Below are 18,310 nucleotides of genomic sequence, written 5' to 3'. Positions count from 1 at the left end.
AAGTTTTAAGTTATAAGCTGTAAGCTTAAAACTTGCCGCTTACGGCTTATGGCTTAGAGCTTTCATTCAAGTATCGTATATGCCCTCTCACGATGCTGGGTAAGGTCAAGACCTATAGCTTCTGACTTCTCATCAACCCTAACCCCAATAAAAATATCCACTAATTTATAAATAATAAAGGTTACAACTCCTGTATAAACAATGGTTACACCTACAGCTAAAGCCTGTGTCAGGAATTGTTTAGGATTACCAAAAAATAACCCATTGGCTCCAGCAGGATTAATCAGCTTAGAAGCAAATAATCCTGTAGCTAACGCCCCCCAGATTCCTCCTACACAGTGTACGCCAAATGCATCCAAAGAATCATCATAACCAAAAAGCGGCTTGATTACAGTCACGGCAATAAAACAAACTACACTCACCAATAAACCAATAACTATAGCTCCAATTACACCCACAAAACCTGCTGCAGGAGTAATCGCGACTAAGCCTGCGACTGCACCAGAACAGACACCAAAAATGGTAGGCTTTCCATTATGCATCCATTCGATCAAAGCCCAAGCTAAACCCGCAGCCGCTGCTGCGGTATTAGTTACCACAAACGCATTTACCGCTAAGCCGTTTGCCGCTAACGCACTGCCGGCATTAAAACCAAACCAACCAAACCACAAAAGCACTGTGCCTAAAACCACAAAAGGCATGTTATGCGGCGTAGGAACATTTTTATCCAGGTTACTTCTTTTACCTAATACGATTGCCGTAACCAAAGCTGCAATACCGGCATTGATATGCACAACCGTACCTCCGGCAAAATCCAAAGCGCCTAAATTTCTTAACCAACCACCCATTCCCCAAACCCAGTGGCATAAAGGATCATAAACAAACGTTGCCCAAAGCAAAGTAAAAATCAAAAACGCGGAAAATTTCATCCTTTCGGCAAACGCGCCAATAATCAAAGCCGGTGTAATTATGGCAAACATCCCTTGAAAGACCATAAACGCTTGATGTGGTATTGACCCTGCGTAGTCCGCGTAAGGCTCTAAACCTACTCCATTTAAACCCATCCATTGTAAACCTCCCCAAAATCCATTTCCCGGATGAAAAGATAGGCTATAACCAACCAAAACCCACTGAAGGCTTAAAACACACATGATAATAAAACATTGCATCAAAACACTTAAAACATTTTTGCGCCGCACCATGCCTCCGTAGAAAAAAGCAAGGCCGGGAGTCATCAGTAAAACAAGGGCTGATGAAATTAAAACCCATGCTGTATCACCTGAATTCATTTGGCTCCTCCTATGTTAAAAATCAACATCTAACTGAAACGTTACGGTATTTTTTGAATTCGGATTATTATAAACATCATATGCAAGTATCGCTACGATATTATTCGTAAACTTCCAGGCAAATCCGTAATTAAGCGCGCCGTAAGATGACTGCGTTCCCTGATAATCCACACATAACCAAAGCCTGTCACTTATCTCTGAAATCGTGCGTTCCCAAGCAATCATCGGCCCGGAATTATCACGCTCTCCATTTTTATCCCGCAAAGTCCTGCCATTACCGTTAAAATAACCGACAGAGAACCTACCTAAATTAAACTTACCTATAGAAGCAGTTTTTGCTGCCCTCAAGTACCAAACATTGTTATTGGTAAAATTATGCTTATAACCCATATCATATACACCGATTGCAAATGCAGGCATATAGTTAAAATAGGCGCTTTCAGGTACGCCGAATTTAAAATGAAAATATACCGGCCACTTGTCCAGTATGGAGCCAAAACCCTTTTTGTAATCAAAACCAGTCTCTGCCATTATTTTACCTAAAGGCGACCAAAATTTACCTAAAAAGTTATCTTCCGGCTTATTGGATAACAAACTAAAAGTTGGTCCATAAACTTGTTGAACATAAAGCTGATTATCATTATGATCCCTGCTCTTAACCGGCGTGTAGTTATCTACGGTTAAATGGATCAAACCATAAGGTTGAATATCGGTTGAAGGAGCCCAAATAAGCGTTGAAGGTGTTGCATAACATACAGAGAACAGAAAACAGAGGACAGAAAACAGAAAAAACAAAATCATTGATAATTTTCGCATTTTTCTCCTTTTTATTATTATGCCCGTGTTGCGCTTAAATTGCTTTTAAAAACAAAAAGCGCCTTTCTAAACCCCTCTCAGTAACACCCCGCGCTTATAAGGAATTGCGCGGGTGTGCCCTTGTTGGGCAAAAGACGCCTGCGTCTGGTTAAAACAAAAAAGGCGCTCTATTTTCATAGAACGCCGTTGTTTAAATCTTACACTTCAATGTGTTTTACATTACTACAAGTAAAGAATAACTAAATCTGGTAACCAAATTAAATTTTGCCAAGCAAAATTTATCCTGAGTCTACAATAAGTTTTTATCTAGAGACGAAGGATATTATCTATCTAAATGTTTTTTTGCCTTAGCTCTAACTTTTTGCATCATCTTAACTACGCTAACATGAGATATCCCCATACGATTACCTATATCCCTGGTAGTTAAGCCCTGGCTAAAATAAGCAAGCAGCTTTTTCTCTCTTGGGCTAAAACCGTTATTTTGGATATTTTGCGCCAGAAACTTATTGTGTAAATCTTCCCGGCAATCAGGACAAGACCAAAATTTACCCAAAATATCCTCTATGGTTGATTTCTCATTCGTGCTCAGGTGAGTATCAATACTAATAATATTGGAATACTCATTTACTTTTCGAATATGGTTCCTCAAGTGAAAATAACACCCCTGTAAAATATAGCTATCAGTTTTATCGTTAAGTTTCCCTTTTAAGAAATTACTCCAAAGGTGGATTGAAGCCTCTTGGTACAGATCATCATGGTTAAAGGAACGGTAGCGTCCGTTTAACTTATAGGCAATCCGCTTAATTGTTGGCGATAATTTATGATACAGCTCCTCAAAACTCATTGCTATTCCTTTTTTCGTTAGCAGCAAATTATACTTAACTTGTCGTGGGACAGTCCCTACTAGATATACTAATCTCCCGTACAATAAAAAACGTCCTCACCCTTTTATCGGGTAAGGACGCCTTAGTCCTGACCAACAAAAAGCCTCCTAAGCAAACCTAACCGCCTAGAAGACTTCTGTGTCTTTTACTACAACGCTGTAATCTAATTAAAGCATACCATACCTTTTACTACTGTCAAGGTAAATTCTTTTTTCTTCTCGCTTTAATAAATTCAACTATAACCGGTATTATCGAGATACTAATAATTAGTAGCGTAACTACAGAAAAATTTTCTTTCACAATAGGAATATTTCCGAAATAAAAACCTCCAAACACAAAGATTGCTACCCATAATATGCCCCCTATTACATTATAGATAAAGAATTTGGCATAATCCATACGCACGATACCTGCGATAAACGGAGCAAACATCCTTACTATAGGTATAAACCTGGCTAAAATAATTGTTTTGCCGCCATACTTTTTATAGAAATGGTGGGTCCGGTCCAAATGTTCTTTCTTAAAAAAAGGGATGTGTCTAGCGGAAATCAGCCGATTTCCTAAATATTTCCCGATAGCATAATTGACACTATCGCCTAAAATCGCCGCAAACATGAGAATTCCGGACAAAACAAAAGGATTAAATGTTCCTTGGGCGGAAAAAGCGCCTAACACAAAAAGAAGCGAATCCCCGGGCAGAAACGGCGTTACCACAAATCCGGTCTCCGCAAAAATAACCCCAAAAAGTATAAGATATGTCCACAAACCGCACTGCTGGATTAAAACACTAAGGTAGGTATTAAAATGAAGTAATACATCGATTAACTTTGGGAAAAATTCCATGAATTGTAAGCCAGCTCAACCTCTCCTATAACTACCTCTTACCTCTAATATCTTTAGCTAGAATTATGGCTTCTGCCACTTCACGCATGGATTTACGCATATCCATGCTTTGCTTTTGAATCAGCCGATAAGCCTCTGAAGGCAAAATATTAGCTTCCTGAGACAGAATATCCTTTGCCCGTTCGACTAATTTACGGATGGTAAGAGCCTCCTCTGCGGAGCGCGCGCGTAAATCAAGCTCTGCGTTTTCAATAGCAATGGCTGCCTGATTAGCCAAAGCCGTCAGAAGATCCAATTCATGCTTGGAAAATTTATGCTTTTTAGAAGTATAACAATTAAGCACTCCAATAACTCTTCCCTTGACTGCCAGCGGAACGCAGGCTAAAGAACAAAGACCCTCTTTTCTAGCAATATCCTGGTTCAGGTAGCGCGCATCGGTCTTAATATCCAAGATACACATCGGCTTGTTCTCCTGTGCCACCGCGCCGGCTATCCCCTGGCCTAAACGGATATTCGGCTTCTTATTATATGCCTCGGATATTGATTGGGTAGCTTTAACCACCAGCTCTTTTTTCTCCGGGTCAAGCAGCATTAAAGAAGAAATTTTAGAATTCATAATTTCAGCGGTAACCTGCACCACTAAACGTAAAATTTCCTCCAAATACATTCCCGAGGTAAGCAAATTCGCCACTTTTGAAATAGCCTCGATCTGTTTTACGTATATTTCATAATTTTCCTTCTTTTTCACCACCATCTATTCTCCTAATATTTAAGATTCCCTTAGCTTCTGCCTAATTTTTCTAATTTTTACCGAAGAAAAATTATTTAAAAACTTATTCATTTCATAAAGCCACTCTAGCTTCTTTTTTACAGGAATACTTATGAACCTGAGAATACGTTCATCTTCACTCTCCCATTTAAAAATCATGCGTTCACCCTTAATCTTTTTATCCGCTTTAATGCGTCTATATCAAGCTTATCAACAATACGTCCCGCTTTTTTTTTCATTTTAATCAAACCATCAATTGATAACAATGGTATTCTTATGCTCCCGCTCCTAACCCAAATAATATCATTTCTTGCTTCTCCAAAAGTAAACGGCGCCTCTATTATTATATCGACTTCCTCAAAACTACTATTTTTATAGAAATTCACCGCTTTTAAATTCTTCTTTCGTATTAAATATTCTCTAGTTTTTTTATCAGCTATCTGAATCCAATCAATAGGTTGTTTGCTGCGGTAATTGTTTCTTTTCAGAATAATTAAACAATTCTTAAGATTATCCTCGCTCATTTCAAGCATTATATCCAAATCAGCAGTACTTCTTAAGGCCCCATGCAAATTAACAGCAATACCGCCGATAACGATATATTGAATTTTATGTTTTTGAAATTCACGTAAGATATCTTCATAGATGAACATTTTACTACCTAGGTTTAAGTTTTATTTTATCCAAGAATCTCCTCACGCGAACTAAAGCTTCTTTTAAATTATCCATACTAGAAGCATAAGAGATTCTAATATAACCTTCTGCGCTTGTACCAAAAGCCGTGCCTGGAACAACCGCCACCTTTTCTTCTTCCAGCAGCTTGCGCGAAAATTCAATTGAACTTAATCCTGTACTTTTAATACAAGGAAAAACATAGAAAGCCCCTTGCGGCCGAGAACATTTTAATCCTAAAGAATTTAACTCAAATACCATAAGCTCTCTCCGGCGATTATATTCGCGTTTCATCTGCTCAACTGATCTTGCGCCGCTAATCAAAGCTTCTGCCGCTGCCATTTGGCTGGTAATTGGCACGCACATAATCGTATACTGATGAATCTTGGTCATCGCCGCGATAATCTCTTTCGGGCCGCAAGCAAAACCCACCCGCCAGCCGGTCATCGCATAGGATTTGGAAAATCCGTTAAAATAAACCGTATTTTTCTTTGCTCCAGACAAAGTCGAAAAAGCAACATGTTCAAAATCGTAGGTTAAATCGCCATAAACCTCGTCGCTGATACAAAGTATTTTATGCTTCAATAAAACTTTATTTATCTCTTCTAATTCCTTACGCCGATAAGAAACTCCAGTAGGATTAGTGGGATAATTCAAAACAATTCCTTTGGTTTTCTTATCAATATGTTTTTCCAAAAGTTTAGGGGTAATTTTAAAACCATCTTTGGAAGTATCGATATAAATCGGAGTACCCCCTGCAAGCTCTGTAATCGGCCCATATGAAACATAACTTGGCTGTGGAACCAGTATTTTATCACCGGGGTTAATTATCGCCCGCATGAGCAAATCCAAACCTTCACTAACTCCTACCGTAATTAATATTTCTTCATCCGGGCAATAATCTAAACCATATTTATTTTTTAAAAAACGGCTGATCCCCAAACGCAGTTTATACAACCCCTTATTTGAGGTATAACTGGTAAACCCCTGCTCCAGAGAATAAACTCCCGCTTCACGAATCTGCCAAGGAGTAACAAAATCCGGCTCACCTACGCCCAAAGATATAACATCCTTCATCCCAAGCACTAAATCAAAGAACGCCCGAATTCCGGATGGCTGCATAACTTGAACTTTTTTTGAAATAAGATCTTTCATTTTTTATAGGCCCTAAAAACTAAGCCATAAGCTTTAAGTTATAAGCTGTAAGCTTAAAACTTACCGCTTACAGCTGACAGCTTGTTTAATAGGATATCGCTATCCTCTTATTCTCCGACTTCTGCTTCAGGATTACTCCGTCTTCCTTGTATTTCTTTAATAAAAAATGTGTCGCTGTGCCGCGCACATTTTCTAAACAGGAAAGCTTCTCTGCCACAAAATTGGAAACCGTATGCAAATTCTTACCTTCTACAACCACCAGTAAATCATATGTGCCGCTGATTAAATAACAGCTAGTGACCTCAGGAAACGAATAGATGCGCTCGGCAATCTTCTCAAAACCCAGATCCTTCTGCGGAACGATATTCACTTCAATTAAAGCCCTAACCTCAGATTCATTATCTCTAACCAAATCCTTGTTAATTACTGCCTTATATTTTAAAATTGCTCCCTCTTTTTCGTATTTCTTAATCGCTTTTTTAACGTCCTCAGGCTTCCTGCAGGTCATCTTGGCAATATCTTCTATACTTGCCCGGCCATCTTTTTCTAAAATCTCTAAGATCTCATCCATTCTGGCTCCTCCAGCTAAATGCGGCAAATATCCGCACCTTTTCGTTTATGCTCTGAATTTTTGTACATTCTTTTTACCTTGTTAATTTTACTGCTACCAACAATCTGTTTTCGATTATTACAAAACCTATCTAAGATATCATCCAGTTCATTATAAGTTATCCCCATCTCTCCTTCATCAGTCTGCCCCTGCCAAAGCCCGGCAGTAGGCGGCTTGGTAATAATATTTTGCGGTATCTTCAACTCCTGCGCAAGTTGACGCACCTGGCGCTTGAATAAATCCGCAATCGGTAAAATATCCACTCCGCCGTCGCCATATTTGGTGAAATACCCAACCATAAGTTCAGATTTATTTCCTGTTCCGCATACTAAGTAATTTAGCTTATTAGCAAAATAATAAAGCGTGCTCATACGCAGGCGGGGCTTAAGATTCCCTCTGGCTAAGCCTCCTGCCTGAGGCAGAACTCTTAAGAAATCATTATATACGCCGCAAAGGTCTACCAGCTTTGATTTAAGATTAAACTTCCTGGCAACTAATCGAGCATCCTTTAGATCCTGTATATTACTATTACAAGGCATAAATAGGACCAGCATATTATTCTTACCTACTGCCTCTTTACACAAAGCAGCCACTACGGCAGAATCTATCCCTCCGGAAAGCCCCATCACAATACCCTTGGCCCCAGAATCCTTAATCTGTTTCTTGATCCAGAAAACAATTTTATTTTTCATGCACCTAAACTCCAAGAAATATTATTTTGGTTATATTCAAGAGATAATGAAAGGATTATATACCACTAAATAGAGAGGGTCAAGAGGATAAATTAGCCGACTATTTTAGTTCTTCAGGATGATGCTTAACTACCTTTGCCTCAACCATATAAATTACATCTTCGGCAATGTTAGTAGTATGGTCGCAAATACGCTCAAGATAACGGGCAATAAGTATCAACGCCACAGCTCGGTCTGCAGTTTTAGCATCGCGCGCCAGATATTCACTAACCAATTCATCCTGCACCAAATTACGTAAACGATCGGCTTCTGAATCCGCCAAAACTACTTGACGGGCTAAATACGCATCCCTTTTGACAAAAGCATCAATCGCATCATGCACCATGTTTTGTGCCACCTGGGAAAGCTTAGGAATATCGACTAATGGCTTAAGTAAAGGTTTATCAATCAACCCTAAAGACTTTTGCGCAATATCCAATGCTATATCGGCAATACGTTCAAGCTCGTTATTTATCTTCATCCCGGTTGTAATATACCTTAAATCGCCTGCCATCGGCTGGTAGCGGGCAATAAGATCGATACATTTCTCATCTATGGCCAACTCAAGTTCGTCAATTTTATTATCGGTATCAATTACTTCCTGAGCCAGGTATTTATCACGGTTTTTCAATGACTCAATAGATTTAAAGATTGCCTCCTGGGCAAACACCGCCATCTTCAAAATCTCTTTATGCAATTCTTTTAATTCTTCGTCTAGATGTCTTAACATTAAGTACCTCCTGTTTTCCCATTGTTATTCCCGCGAAAGCGGGAATGACATAGTTAAATCTTTAACCGTAACGGCCGGTAATATAGTCTTCTGTTTTCTTGTCTTTTGGCCTAGTAAAAATATCTTCTGTTTTAGCAAACTCAACTAACTCGCCTAAAAGCATAAAACCCGTATCATCGGAAACACGCGCTGCTTGCTGCATATTGTGTGTAACAATTATTATAGTATAGTTATTCTTGAGTTCACGCATTAATTCTTCAATACGGCTGGTTGCCTGCGGGTCAAGCGTAGAACATGGTTCATCCATCAGTAAAATCTCAGGCTTTACCGCAATCAATCTGGCAATACAAAGCCGCTGTTTCTGTTCCAGCGATAAACTAAGCGCTGATTTATTAAGCTTATCTTTTAATTCATCCCATAAAAGAACGGATTTCAAACTACTTTCGACTACCTCATCCAGCTTTAATCTAGTCAACCCTTCAGCATGTACTTTCTGGCCAAAAACAATATTTTCATAAATAGATAGGGGAAACGGATTAGGCCGCTGAAACACCATTCCCACTTTCTTACGTAATCTCACCAGATCAGTTTTATCCGAAATTATATTCTCCGCATCAATAATTACCTCTCCTTTTACGCGTACACCTTCAATAAGGTCGTTCATCCGGTTAAATACCCGTAATAAAGTCGACTTACCACAACCCGAAGGCCCGATCATCGCGGTAATCTGATTTTGGGTGAAATGCGCGTTTACATTTATAAGCGCTTGAAAATCACCATACCATAAATTCAATTTATCTACCAAAATATCCGCCATTATCCGAATTTCCCTCTGATATATCCATCCGTACGCTGGTCACTTGGCACAGTAAATATTTTCTCTGTTTTATCCAGTTCCACTAGCTCACCTAATAAGAAGAAAGCTGTGCGATCACCGACTCTGGCTGCCTGCTTAACATTATTAGTCACCAAAACTATTGTGTAGTCTTTCTTCAGCTTAACAATCGCCTCTTCAACTTTAGCGGTTGAAATCGGATCCAGTCCGGAACACGGCTCATCAAATAAAATTACCTCGGGGCTAACAGCCAGCGTCCGGGCAATGCAAAGCCTCTGTTGCTGGCCGCCAGATAATTTAAAAGCTGACACATCAAGCCTGTCCTTAACTTCTTCCCAAAGATATGCTTGTTTTAATGAACCCTCAACAACCTCAGATATCTTATTGCGGTTTTTCTCTCCATGCATTTTCACACCATAAGCCACATTCTCAAAAATGGACAAGGGTAAAGGTAGAGGCAAAGCAAAAACCATTCCCACTCTTTTACGTAAACCTTCAATATCTATTTTTCTTATATCTTCTTGATCAAACTCTAAACTTCCACCCATTTTAAAACCCGGATGTAAGTCATTCAAACGGTTGAGCATACGCAGAAAACTTGTCTTTCCGCTATTGGACGGACCGATTACACTCAAAATCTCATTATCCTCCACCTCGATGTTCACGCCTTTTAAAGCATGAATCTGCCCAAACCAAATATTCAAATCTTTAGCTTTAAATTTCACCATTTCTTTTTCTTCCTGAAATTGTAACGAATAATTATAGCAACCAGATTCATAAACAAAACTAAAGATAACAAAACTAAAGCCGTGCCATAACGTATTTTTTCATCTACGTTGGGCACTTGAGTTGAAATTACATATAAGTGATACGGTAAAGCCATTGCCTGATCAAAAATAGATTTGGGAAGCCGTGGTAAATAAAAAGCAGCCACAGTAAAAAGAATCGGCGCAGTTTCCCCTGCTGCACGGCCTAAGCCAAGAATAGTACCAGTCAGAATTCCGGGTATTGCATTGGGCAAAACTATATGCCTTATAGTCTGCCATTTACTTGCGCCTAATGATAAACTTACCTCACGAAATGATTGCGGTACACTTTCCAGTGCTTCCCGCGATGTAGTAATAATTATCGGCAGAATCATTATCCCTAAAGTAAGGGAGCCGGATAAAATAGATGCCCCAAATTTTAAAAAGACAACAAAAAGCGCCAAACCAAATAAACCGTAGACAACTGAAGGCACACCGGAAAGATTCACTATTGCCAGCTTAATTATGCGGTTAAGTATGTTATCTTTGGCATATTCGCTCAAATAAATTGCTGCAAGTAAGCCTATAGGAAGTGCAAAGATTATGGCACCCAAAACTAGGTAAAAAGTTCCGATAATTGCCGGAAAAATACCTCCGGCACGCATTCCCAGGCGTGGAACATCCAATAAAAACTGCCAGTTAATTGCAGGCAGGCCTTTCTGAATAATAATTACCACAATCAGGCCAACAGGTACGACGATTAAAAGTGTTGCCAGAAAAAGAAAAAAGAATGCGATTCTTTGTGATCTTTGCGTATTACGCATCAGTTCCTTTTATGTAAAAATAGGTCTGCAGTAACATTGATAATAAAACTCATAATAAATAAAACTATACCGATAGCAAACAAGGCAAAATAATGTTCGCTGCCTACAACTGCCTCCCCCATTTCAGCGGCGATAGTAGCAGTTAAAGTACGTACCGGGACAAAAATGCTTTGCGGAATAACCGCTGCATTTCCGGTAATCATCATCACCGCCATAGTCTCACCGATTACGCGGCCTATACCAAGCATTACCGCAGCAACAATCCCTGAAGAGGCAGCCGGAAGCAAAACCCGATAAATTGTCTGCCAATGTGTTGCCCCTAAAGCAAAAGCACCTTCTTTATAACTCTTGGGCACCGAGTATAAAGCGTCTTCAGCAATTGAAACTATCGTCGGCATAGCCATAAAAGCTAAGATTATTGCTCCTGACAAAGCAGTAAGGCCTGTAGGCAAATGAAAAGTAGACTTTACCCATGGGACTAAAGTTACCATACCGATAAAGCCTAAAACTACACTGGGAATTGCAGCTAATAATTCGATCCCAGCTTTTAAAATTTCTTTGATTTTTAATGGGGCAATTTCGGCAATATAGACCGCACAAGCCACTCCTATAGGAATAGAGATAATTGCTGCTCCTAAAGTTACGATTAATGAACCCAATATTAACGGTAAAATCCCTAATTGCGCAGGCTCAGAAATGGGATACCAATTTTTACCTAAGAGGAAATTAAATGGAGTAACGGATTTAAATACCGATAGCCCTTCCTTAGCCAAAAATAAAAATATTAAAATTACAAAAAATATGGAAGCTAACCCTGAAATCAGGATTAGCTTCTCAATAATAAATTCTTTTAGCTTACGCATTATTTAACCGGCACAAAATCAGTTTTTGCTACAATCTCCTGTCCTTCTTTAGAAAGCGTAAAATCCAAAAACTTTTTCACTAACCCTAAAGCTTCTCCATTAGTATAAAGATACAAAGGCCGCGATATAGGATATCTGCCTTTCACCACGTTTTCTATTGTCGGCATGATATATTCGGATTTTTCATCTTTGGCAACCAAAATAACTTTCTGCTTAGGGCTGATATATCCCATACCATAATATCCTATTGCATTTTGATTCTGTGCTACTTCGTCTGCGATTGCCTGGCTTGATGACATAAGCAATGCACCAGGCGCAAATTCTTCAGGGCCTTTTTCATGGCCGCCTCGCAAAACATGCTCTTTAAAAAATACGTGCGTACCGGAGTTGATTTCCCTGGATAATATGACTATAGTTTTATCTTCCCCTCCAACTTCCTTCCAGTTTTTTATAGTACCCATAAATATTGCACGAAGCTGTTCTATAGTAAGTTTACTTACGGGATTTTTCGGGCTCACGACTACAACAATCCCGTCTAAAGCCACAATGTGCTCAACTGGTTTTACTCCTTTATTTTCGGCAAGCTGAATCTCTTCTTTTTTCATCGAGCGAGAGCACTCAGCAATATCACATGTTGAGTTAATAAACGCGGCTATTCCTGTACCTGAACCACCACCGGTTACTGCCACAAAATCTTCGGAATTTTTTTCCATATATTTCTCTGCCCAGGCTTGAGCCAGATTAACCATAGTATCAGAACCTTTAATCTGAATAGAATTTTTATCATTTCCAGCAAACGCCGAAGCCGTAAACATAAGTACGGCTAAAATAAATAAATCCTTTTTAAACATTTTAAATCCTCCATTTATCTTTACTGTATATTATACCTTATTTATACCAAACCAATGTTAAATCTACGTAAAATTAAATGCGCTATAATTTTTTAACATACGGGCGCATTTATCCTAAAGCGTTAGCGAAAGATCTTTTTAGAACACAAGCTTTAACTTAGTTCCCAGCACATTTGTATCTGTCCACTTCAGGCCGCTTTTTGTGGTTCTGAACATGTAATAGATTTCACCTTTGAGGTTTTTAGTTATACTCATTGTCAAACCGGCAGTAGACCTGCTTTCATTTAGCCTTTGTCCATCATCAAAAAGGATAAATAATTCCTCAGCAACAAACGGTTGAAATTCTAACTTGGTGAATTTCCACGGCGCCTTCACGGTAAGCTTATTGCGATACCTCCAGGTATCATCTTTATAATCAAAATGGTTATATTCGAGCCGGCTGCGGTCATCATATTTAAACCCTGCAAATTGGTTAGTAAAAGTAGCAGCAACATAAGGCTCATTTTCAACCAAAAATTTACCTTTGCTTTTATTAAGAACATGCCTGTATCCACCACCTATACTCCAATATTTATTTAGATTATAGAATAGCCCCAGATCATAATGCTGATAGTAAAAATCACTTGCATTTTCCCCCCAGCGAAACTCCTGTTCAAATACAAGCTTTAGATCTTTCTTAAGTTGCATCTCTTCCACATCAGTGTTCCAAATTTGAAAATCACCATCATCATAAGCATGGGCGTTAACTGATAAAAACAAAACCGCCCCTATCGCAACCAAAACTATCCTTTTCATATTCTCTCCTATTAAATAACTTGTTAATTTTAAATTCTGTCAATATACAGAATATCCCCAATAACACTAACTCGTTAAACATTTCACCTCCTTCCTTTTTAACTCTAAAGATAGTATAAAAGGAGGTAGTTAAATCCGCTTCAAAGGCAGGTAAAATGTAAGTAAAACTAAATGCGCCAATTATTTTAATTAGAGGCGCATTTATCCTGAAGAGCCCTAGATATGACCGAAGCGACGAAGGATCTCACTAAGAAAACTACCTTGGAAGTATAAACCAAAACTTCGAGCCTATTCCTTCAGTACTTTCAACGCCAACATTACCGCCATGCAGCTCGATAATATGCTTAACAATAGATAACCCAAGCCCGGTGCCTCCAAGCTGGCGCGAGCGGGCTTTATCTACACGATAGAAACGCTCAAAAATACGAAGGATATCTTTTGCAGGTATTCCTGGGCCGGAGTCCTCGATAACAATCTTTATCTTGTTTACAGGTTCTTCAGAATAAATCTTCACAAAGCCTTTTTCTTTATTATATTTAATAGCATTATCAATTAAGTTGGTAAATACCTGTTCGATCTTGCTCTTATCAGCGATGATCTCTAAGCTTTGAGGTAATTTATAATTAATTTCTATTTCTTTCTTTTTGGCCTGAGAATTAAACCCCAATATAATTTCATTAATAAGCCCTAACAAATCAAATTTATCCCTTCTTAATTGCATCTGCTTTGATTCGATATGCGAAAGATCAAGCAAATCATTAATCAAAGTACTAAGCCTATCAGCGTGATCATTAATTATCTTTAGGAAGTTAACGCTATTCTCTTTATCGTTGATGGCACCCTCTAAAAGAGTCTCCACAAAGCCCTTTATAGAAGTAAGAGGAGTTTTTAATTCATGTGAAACATTGGCCACAAAATCCCGGCGCATGTTTTCCAGGCGCCTTATCTCGGTAATATCATGTATAACCATAAGGCAGCCACTTGTTGCTTTAGATTCAAAGATGGGCGAAGCGTTCACCTGAAATACTTTCTGCATCGGCCAAATAAGAGTTAACTCTTTAGAGATATGTTCCCCTTTTTTTAAAACCAAAGCTATAATCGCAGCAATATCATTATTAGGAAACACCTCCAGAAAAATCCTGCCTTGCGCACTGCCCTGAGAGATATTAAAAATATCTTCAGCTGTCGGATTAAGCCAAAGGACACGCGTATCCCTATCTACCGCGATTACCCCTTCAACCATGCTATTTAATATGGCATGTATGCGGTTGTTCTCGTTTTCTAGAATGTTAATGCGTTTTTTGAATGTTTCTAGCTGAGAATCTAACTCAAAGATCTTCTTTTTTAGGTGGGAATTGAACAAGTTTAATCCTCGGTTTCAAAACGGTAACCGTAATTCTTAACTGTTATAATATACTTGGATGCACTTTTTAATTTTTTACGTAAAGTGCGGATATGCACATCCACTGTGCGTGTTTGAATCTCCATGGCATGATCAAAACCCCAGATAGTGTCCAAGAGATAATCACGTGATAAAACTCTACCTTTGGCTTTAAGCAGGGTTTTTAAAAGCTCAAACTCTTTTGAGGTTAACTCAACCGGTTTATCCTTAACGTTCACGGAGATCTTGGCAAAATCTATTTTTAAATCTTCTACTTGAAATATTTCAGGGAGCTTTTCTTTTTCAGTTGCGCGGCGTAAAACCGCTTTAATGCGCGCAATCAGCTCGCGCGGGCTAAATGGTTTAGTAATATAATCATCGGCACCCAGCTCTAGCCCTACCACTTTATCCGATTCCTGGCTTTTTGCAGTAAGCATAATTATCGGTATGGAACCGGTCTTACTTTCCTTCTTTAAAGCCTTACATACCTCCAAACCATCCATACCCGGAAGCATTAAATCCAGCAAAATAAGATCCGGATGCTGGCGCACAGCCAAATCTAGAGCATCCTCTCCATCTCTGGCATCAATAACCTTAAACCCTTCTTTTTCAAGATTATACCTGAGCATCTTAACAATATCTTTTTCGTCTTCAACAATTAATATTTTTTCTTTCATTTTTTAATTGTTCAGCTCAGCCCTTGGAATTATCTGTGTCATTGCGAGGAGCGATAGCGACGAAGCAATCTTTTATTAGATTGCTTCGTCCGCCTTCGGCGGACTCGCAATGACACCGACGGATACTTCCGAGAACTAAGCTGTTACTGTTAATTTCTCTTGCCTTTACAAACATTCACACATATTCCGCAGACAAACTGTTCAGCTTGACGCTGTTTTTGAAAACTTTTGAGTTTTTCAAAGCATTTAACATGATCAAAATCAGCAGGATTATCCTGAATCGCTCCTGACGGGCATACCTCAACACAACGCCTACACTCACCGCAGTCTTTTTTGTTTGATTCATCTATTTTTAGCGGAATATTGGTCAATACCGAAACTATACGGAATTGGCTGCCTAATTTTTCATTCACCAGAAGATTATTCCTGCCGATCCAACCTAAACCTGCTAAAACACCTAATTTTCTATGCGAGAGATGCCCAACATTTTTTTCCCAATCGATAATTTGTGTCGCAGGAACAGCCAAAGCCAAAAAACCCTTTTTCTGAATTATATTACATAATCTTAATGCTATATGATCCAAAAAAGAATTGACTATTTTGTAATGATGAAAATATAATTTAGTAGGCACGATATCTATTTCAGATAATACTGCTCCAGAAAGCATAACTCCCAAACAAATAGCGCTCTGTAAATTCTGGGATATTTTAGGAGAAAGCTTAAATTCCTCCCTTACCTTACTTATATCAGCAACTCCAAAAAGGTCTATGCCTTCATCGAGACAAAATTTCTCTAGCTCTATATAATTTTTTTCTTTATCCATTGCCTTTTCTTATAACAATCAAAATTTCGAAATTAATCGTGTCATTGCGAGGAGCGACAGCGACGAAGCAATCTTTAAAGATTGCTTCGCTCCCTTCGGTCGCTCGCAATGACACTCGTCGCTGAATTCCGAAAGCTGTTACATTTTCGCAAATAAACCATCAAAAGAGATACGGCTGCCGGGGTTACTCCTGAAATACGCGACGCCTGCCCCAAGTTAAGCGGTTTAAATTTAGCCAGTTTTTCTCTTATCTCCAGGGATATTCCAGACAAACTGCTATAATCAAAATCTTGCGGCAATTTAATTTTTTCTAGATGCTCAAACCGTTCTACATCTTTAAGTTGCCTCTGGATAAATCCAGCATATTTTACCTCGATTTGAATCTGTTGCCAAGCAGATTCGGGTATACCTGTTTTTAATTTATGCATCTTCTTTAAATCTTTGATCGTTATTTGCGGCCGCTTCAATAATTTTTCTAGGGTTACCAATCTTAGATTCTTCGCCTCGCCGCCTAAAGCGGCGGGCTCAGAATGGCCAACAGGACAATTAATCCGCGTTTTTCTTAAAAATTCCATCCCTTCTTTAATGCCATCCGCTTTCTTTTTTATTTTACGATAAACATTTTTTTTCACCAACCCCAACTCAAAACCTACTTTTCCCAGGCGCAAATCCGCATTATCTTCACGGATAACCAGACGATATTCTACTCTTGAGGTAAACATCCGGTATGGCTCAAGAGTCCCCCTAGTAGTTAAATCATCAATTAATACGCCGATATAACTGCTTGCGCGGTCCAAAATTAGAGGTTCCTTATTTTTTAAACGTAAAGCCGCATTAATTCCGGCAACCAATCCCTGCGCGGCTGCTTCTTCATAACCGGTTGTGCCGTTAATTTGGCCAGCCAAATAAAGATTTTTAATTAGCTTTGTCTCCAGAGTTGGGAAAAGCTGCGTGGGGTCAACTACGGTATGTTCAATACCATAACCAAAACGGATAACCTTTGTTTTCTCTAAGCCCGAAATAGAATGCAAAAGTTTAAGCTGCGCATCTTCAGGCAAACTGGTAGATATGCCATTAGGATAAATTTCATTAACCCCTAAACCTTCAGGTTCCAGAAATACCTGGTGGCGTTCTTTGCCTGCAAATTTAACAATCTTGTCTTCAATTGAAGGGCAATACCTAACGCCTGTAGCTTTAATTATCCCTGCATAAAGCGGCGAGCGATCAAGGTTAGCGCGAATTATCTCATGAGTACTCTTATTGGTATAAGTGATGTGGCAAGGAACTTGTTTTTGTTTTATTTGTTTGGTTGAGAATGAAAAAGGCTTAGGGATTAAATCACCTTCTTGGATTATCAGATTAGAGAATTCAATTGTACGCTTATCCAGGCGCGGGCAGGTTCCGGTTTTAAAACGTAATAGGTTAAAACCTAGGCTTTTTAAATTATCCGCCAGGCCTATAGAAGCACGCTCATTGATACGCCCGGCACTAAAATGTTTTAATCCTATATGAATTACACCATCTAGGAATGTTCCCGGGCATATAACTACACTTTTAGAACGAATCTTTTCATTATCCGTAATTACCCCCAAAACTCTGCCATCTTCTACAATTAATTTTCTTACCTGCGCTTCTTTTACCGTTAAATTCTTCTGATGTAAAACTATTCCACGCATATAACGGCTATATCTGTGCATATCAATCTGGGCCCGCGATGACTGAACAGCTTGGCCTTTGGAAGAATTAAGAATACGAAATTGAATTGCGCAGGCATCGGTAGCAATACCTATTTGTCCGCCTAAAGCATCAATCTCTTTTACCAACTGGCCCTTACCTACTCCACCGATAGCCGGATTGCAACTCATCCTTCCGATAGAATTAATATCCAGAGTAAGCATAAGGGTTCTAGCGCCCATACGGGCGCACGCCAGGCTTGCTTCAATACCGGCATGGCCGGCACCGATAACGATTACATCAAAATTTTTCATGGGGATATTGAAAAACAAGGGGGGCAA

General features: G+C 39.0%; 21 protein-coding genes. All 21 read right to left on the bottom strand.

Translation table 11 applies throughout. The features are described 5' to 3' along the window. Positions 1-62 precede the first annotated feature (62 nt). Positions 63-1,289, bottom strand: coding sequence for an ammonium transporter (locus PHC29_03580; GenBank protein ID MDD5108574.1), 1,227 nt, complete (start codon positions 1,287-1,289; stop codon positions 63-65). 15 nt (positions 1,290-1,304) lie between these two features. After that, positions 1,305-2,105 carry a hypothetical protein gene (locus tag PHC29_03575; protein MDD5108573.1) on the bottom strand — a complete coding sequence of 267 codons (801 nt, stop codon included), beginning with the start codon at positions 2,103-2,105 and terminating at the stop codon, positions 1,305-1,307. A 322-nt stretch (positions 2,106-2,427) separates the two neighbouring features. Next, positions 2,428-2,976, bottom strand: coding sequence for a sigma-70 family RNA polymerase sigma factor (locus PHC29_03570; GenBank protein MDD5108572.1), 549 nt, complete (start codon positions 2,974-2,976; stop codon positions 2,428-2,430). 208 nt (positions 2,977-3,184) lie between these two features. Continuing rightward, positions 3,185-3,832 (bottom strand): DedA family protein, encoded by a 648-nt coding sequence (locus tag PHC29_03565; protein ID MDD5108571.1) that lies wholly within the window; start codon positions 3,830-3,832, stop codon positions 3,185-3,187. A 31-nt stretch (positions 3,833-3,863) separates the two neighbouring features. Next, positions 3,864-4,586 (bottom strand): GAF domain-containing protein, encoded by a 723-nt coding sequence (locus PHC29_03560; GenBank protein MDD5108570.1) that lies wholly within the window; start codon positions 4,584-4,586, stop codon positions 3,864-3,866. A 15-nt stretch (positions 4,587-4,601) separates the two neighbouring features. Further along, positions 4,602-4,760, bottom strand: coding sequence for a hypothetical protein (locus PHC29_03555; GenBank protein MDD5108569.1), 159 nt, complete (start codon positions 4,758-4,760; stop codon positions 4,602-4,604). Next, entirely contained in the window at positions 4,757-5,254 is a 498-nt protein-coding gene (locus PHC29_03550; GenBank protein ID MDD5108568.1) for a hypothetical protein, read from the bottom strand. The genes PHC29_03555 and PHC29_03550 overlap by 4 nt, the downstream gene beginning before the upstream one ends. 4 nt (positions 5,255-5,258) lie before the next feature. Then, positions 5,259-6,428, bottom strand: a complete 1,170-nt coding sequence (locus PHC29_03545; protein ID MDD5108567.1) for an aminotransferase class I/II-fold pyridoxal phosphate-dependent enzyme — start codon at positions 6,426-6,428, stop codon at positions 5,259-5,261. 85 nt (positions 6,429-6,513) lie between these two features. Continuing rightward, on the bottom strand, positions 6,514-6,999 hold the full coding sequence (locus PHC29_03540) for an Lrp/AsnC family transcriptional regulator (protein MDD5108566.1): 486 nt from the start codon (positions 6,997-6,999) through the stop codon (positions 6,514-6,516). A 14-nt stretch (positions 7,000-7,013) separates the two neighbouring features. Then, the gene (locus tag PHC29_03535; protein MDD5108565.1) at positions 7,014-7,730 is read right to left on the bottom strand and encodes an NAD+ synthase; all 717 of its coding nucleotides are present in this window, start codon (positions 7,728-7,730) and stop codon (positions 7,014-7,016) included. 100 nt (positions 7,731-7,830) lie between these two features. Further along, complete coding sequence (phoU, locus tag PHC29_03530; protein ID MDD5108564.1) at positions 7,831-8,499, bottom strand: phosphate signaling complex protein PhoU; 669 nt, start codon at positions 8,497-8,499, stop codon at positions 7,831-7,833. 61 nt (positions 8,500-8,560) lie between these two features. Next, on the bottom strand, positions 8,561-9,319 hold the full coding sequence (gene pstB / locus PHC29_03525; GenBank protein MDD5108563.1) for a phosphate ABC transporter ATP-binding protein PstB: 759 nt from the start codon (positions 9,317-9,319) through the stop codon (positions 8,561-8,563). Continuing rightward, the gene (locus tag PHC29_03520; protein MDD5108562.1) at positions 9,316-10,062 is read right to left on the bottom strand and encodes a phosphate ABC transporter ATP-binding protein; all 747 of its coding nucleotides are present in this window, start codon (positions 10,060-10,062) and stop codon (positions 9,316-9,318) included. Before PHC29_03520 ends, pstB begins: the two co-directional genes overlap by 4 nt. Next, on the bottom strand, positions 10,056-10,904 hold the full coding sequence (pstA, locus tag PHC29_03515; protein ID MDD5108561.1) for a phosphate ABC transporter permease PstA: 849 nt from the start codon (positions 10,902-10,904) through the stop codon (positions 10,056-10,058). Before pstA ends, PHC29_03520 begins: the two co-directional genes overlap by 7 nt. Beyond that, positions 10,904-11,767 (bottom strand): phosphate ABC transporter permease subunit PstC, encoded by an 864-nt coding sequence (gene pstC / locus PHC29_03510; protein ID MDD5108560.1) that lies wholly within the window; start codon positions 11,765-11,767, stop codon positions 10,904-10,906. Before pstC ends, pstA begins: the two co-directional genes overlap by 1 nt. Next, entirely contained in the window at positions 11,767-12,618 is an 852-nt protein-coding gene (locus PHC29_03505; GenBank protein MDD5108559.1) for a phosphate ABC transporter substrate-binding protein, read from the bottom strand. The genes pstC and PHC29_03505 overlap by 1 nt, the downstream gene beginning before the upstream one ends. A gap of 138 nt (positions 12,619-12,756) precedes the next feature. After that, a complete protein-coding gene (locus PHC29_03500; GenBank protein MDD5108558.1) occupies positions 12,757-13,413 on the bottom strand; it encodes a DUF2490 domain-containing protein in 657 nt (218 codons plus the stop codon). A 256-nt stretch (positions 13,414-13,669) separates the two neighbouring features. Then, positions 13,670-14,776 (bottom strand): ATP-binding protein, encoded by a 1,107-nt coding sequence (locus PHC29_03495; protein ID MDD5108557.1) that lies wholly within the window; start codon positions 14,774-14,776, stop codon positions 13,670-13,672. Positions 14,777-14,778: 2 nt separating this feature from the next. Beyond that, complete coding sequence (locus PHC29_03490) at positions 14,779-15,471, bottom strand: response regulator (GenBank protein MDD5108556.1); 693 nt, start codon at positions 15,469-15,471, stop codon at positions 14,779-14,781. A 149-nt stretch (positions 15,472-15,620) separates the two neighbouring features. Then, positions 15,621-16,295 (bottom strand): 4Fe-4S double cluster binding domain-containing protein, encoded by a 675-nt coding sequence (locus PHC29_03485; GenBank protein MDD5108555.1) that lies wholly within the window; start codon positions 16,293-16,295, stop codon positions 15,621-15,623. Positions 16,296-16,369: 74 nt separating this feature from the next. Then, positions 16,370-18,283 (bottom strand): tRNA uridine-5-carboxymethylaminomethyl(34) synthesis enzyme MnmG, encoded by a 1,914-nt coding sequence (mnmG, locus tag PHC29_03480; GenBank protein ID MDD5108554.1) that lies wholly within the window; start codon positions 18,281-18,283, stop codon positions 16,370-16,372. Positions 18,284-18,310 lie beyond the last annotated feature (27 nt).

The organism is Candidatus Omnitrophota bacterium (genome assembly GCA_028712255.1).
Taxonomy (GTDB): Bacteria; Omnitrophota; Gorgyraeia; order Gygaellales; family Profunditerraquicolaceae; genus UBA6249.
This window is presented reverse-complemented; position numbering and strand designations above follow the sequence as displayed.

Excerpts from the sequence above, each read along its gene's own strand:
- PHC29_03565 (MDD5108571.1), bottom strand. The coding sequence starts at position 3,832 with ATGGAATTTTTCCCAAAGTTAATCGATGTATTACTTCATTTTAATACC.
- PHC29_03520 (MDD5108562.1), bottom strand. The coding sequence starts at position 10,062 with ATGGTGAAATTTAAAGCTAAAGATTTGAATATTTGGTTTGGGCAGATT.
- pstC (MDD5108560.1), bottom strand. The coding sequence starts at position 11,767 with ATGCGTAAGCTAAAAGAATTTATTATTGAGAAGCTAATCCTGATTTCA.
- PHC29_03500 (MDD5108558.1), bottom strand. The coding sequence starts at position 13,413 with ATGAAAAGGATAGTTTTGGTTGCGATAGGGGCGGTTTTGTTTTTATCA.
- PHC29_03550 (MDD5108568.1), bottom strand. The coding sequence starts at position 5,254 with ATGTTCATCTATGAAGATATCTTACGTGAATTTCAAAAACATAAAATT.
- mnmG (MDD5108554.1), bottom strand. The coding sequence starts at position 18,283 with ATGAAAAATTTTGATGTAATCGTTATCGGTGCCGGCCATGCCGGTATT.
- PHC29_03490 (MDD5108556.1), bottom strand. The coding sequence starts at position 15,471 with ATGAAAGAAAAAATATTAATTGTTGAAGACGAAAAAGATATTGTTAAG.
- PHC29_03580 (MDD5108574.1), bottom strand. The coding sequence starts at position 1,289 with ATGAATTCAGGTGATACAGCATGGGTTTTAATTTCATCAGCCCTTGTT.
- PHC29_03555 (MDD5108569.1), bottom strand. The coding sequence starts at position 4,760 with ATGATTTTTAAATGGGAGAGTGAAGATGAACGTATTCTCAGGTTCATA.
- PHC29_03485 (MDD5108555.1), bottom strand. The coding sequence starts at position 16,295 with ATGGATAAAGAAAAAAATTATATAGAGCTAGAGAAATTTTGTCTCGAT.
- pstA (MDD5108561.1), bottom strand. The coding sequence starts at position 10,904 with ATGCGTAATACGCAAAGATCACAAAGAATCGCATTCTTTTTTCTTTTT.
- phoU (MDD5108564.1), bottom strand. The coding sequence starts at position 8,499 with ATGTTAAGACATCTAGACGAAGAATTAAAAGAATTGCATAAAGAGATT.
- PHC29_03540 (MDD5108566.1), bottom strand. The coding sequence starts at position 6,999 with ATGGATGAGATCTTAGAGATTTTAGAAAAAGATGGCCGGGCAAGTATA.
- PHC29_03575 (MDD5108573.1), bottom strand. The coding sequence starts at position 2,105 with ATGCGAAAATTATCAATGATTTTGTTTTTTCTGTTTTCTGTCCTCTGT.
- PHC29_03535 (MDD5108565.1), bottom strand. The coding sequence starts at position 7,730 with ATGAAAAATAAAATTGTTTTCTGGATCAAGAAACAGATTAAGGATTCT.
- PHC29_03505 (MDD5108559.1), bottom strand. The coding sequence starts at position 12,618 with ATGTTTAAAAAGGATTTATTTATTTTAGCCGTACTTATGTTTACGGCT.
- PHC29_03560 (MDD5108570.1), bottom strand. The coding sequence starts at position 4,586 with ATGGTGGTGAAAAAGAAGGAAAATTATGAAATATACGTAAAACAGATC.
- PHC29_03545 (MDD5108567.1), bottom strand. The coding sequence starts at position 6,428 with ATGAAAGATCTTATTTCAAAAAAAGTTCAAGTTATGCAGCCATCCGGA.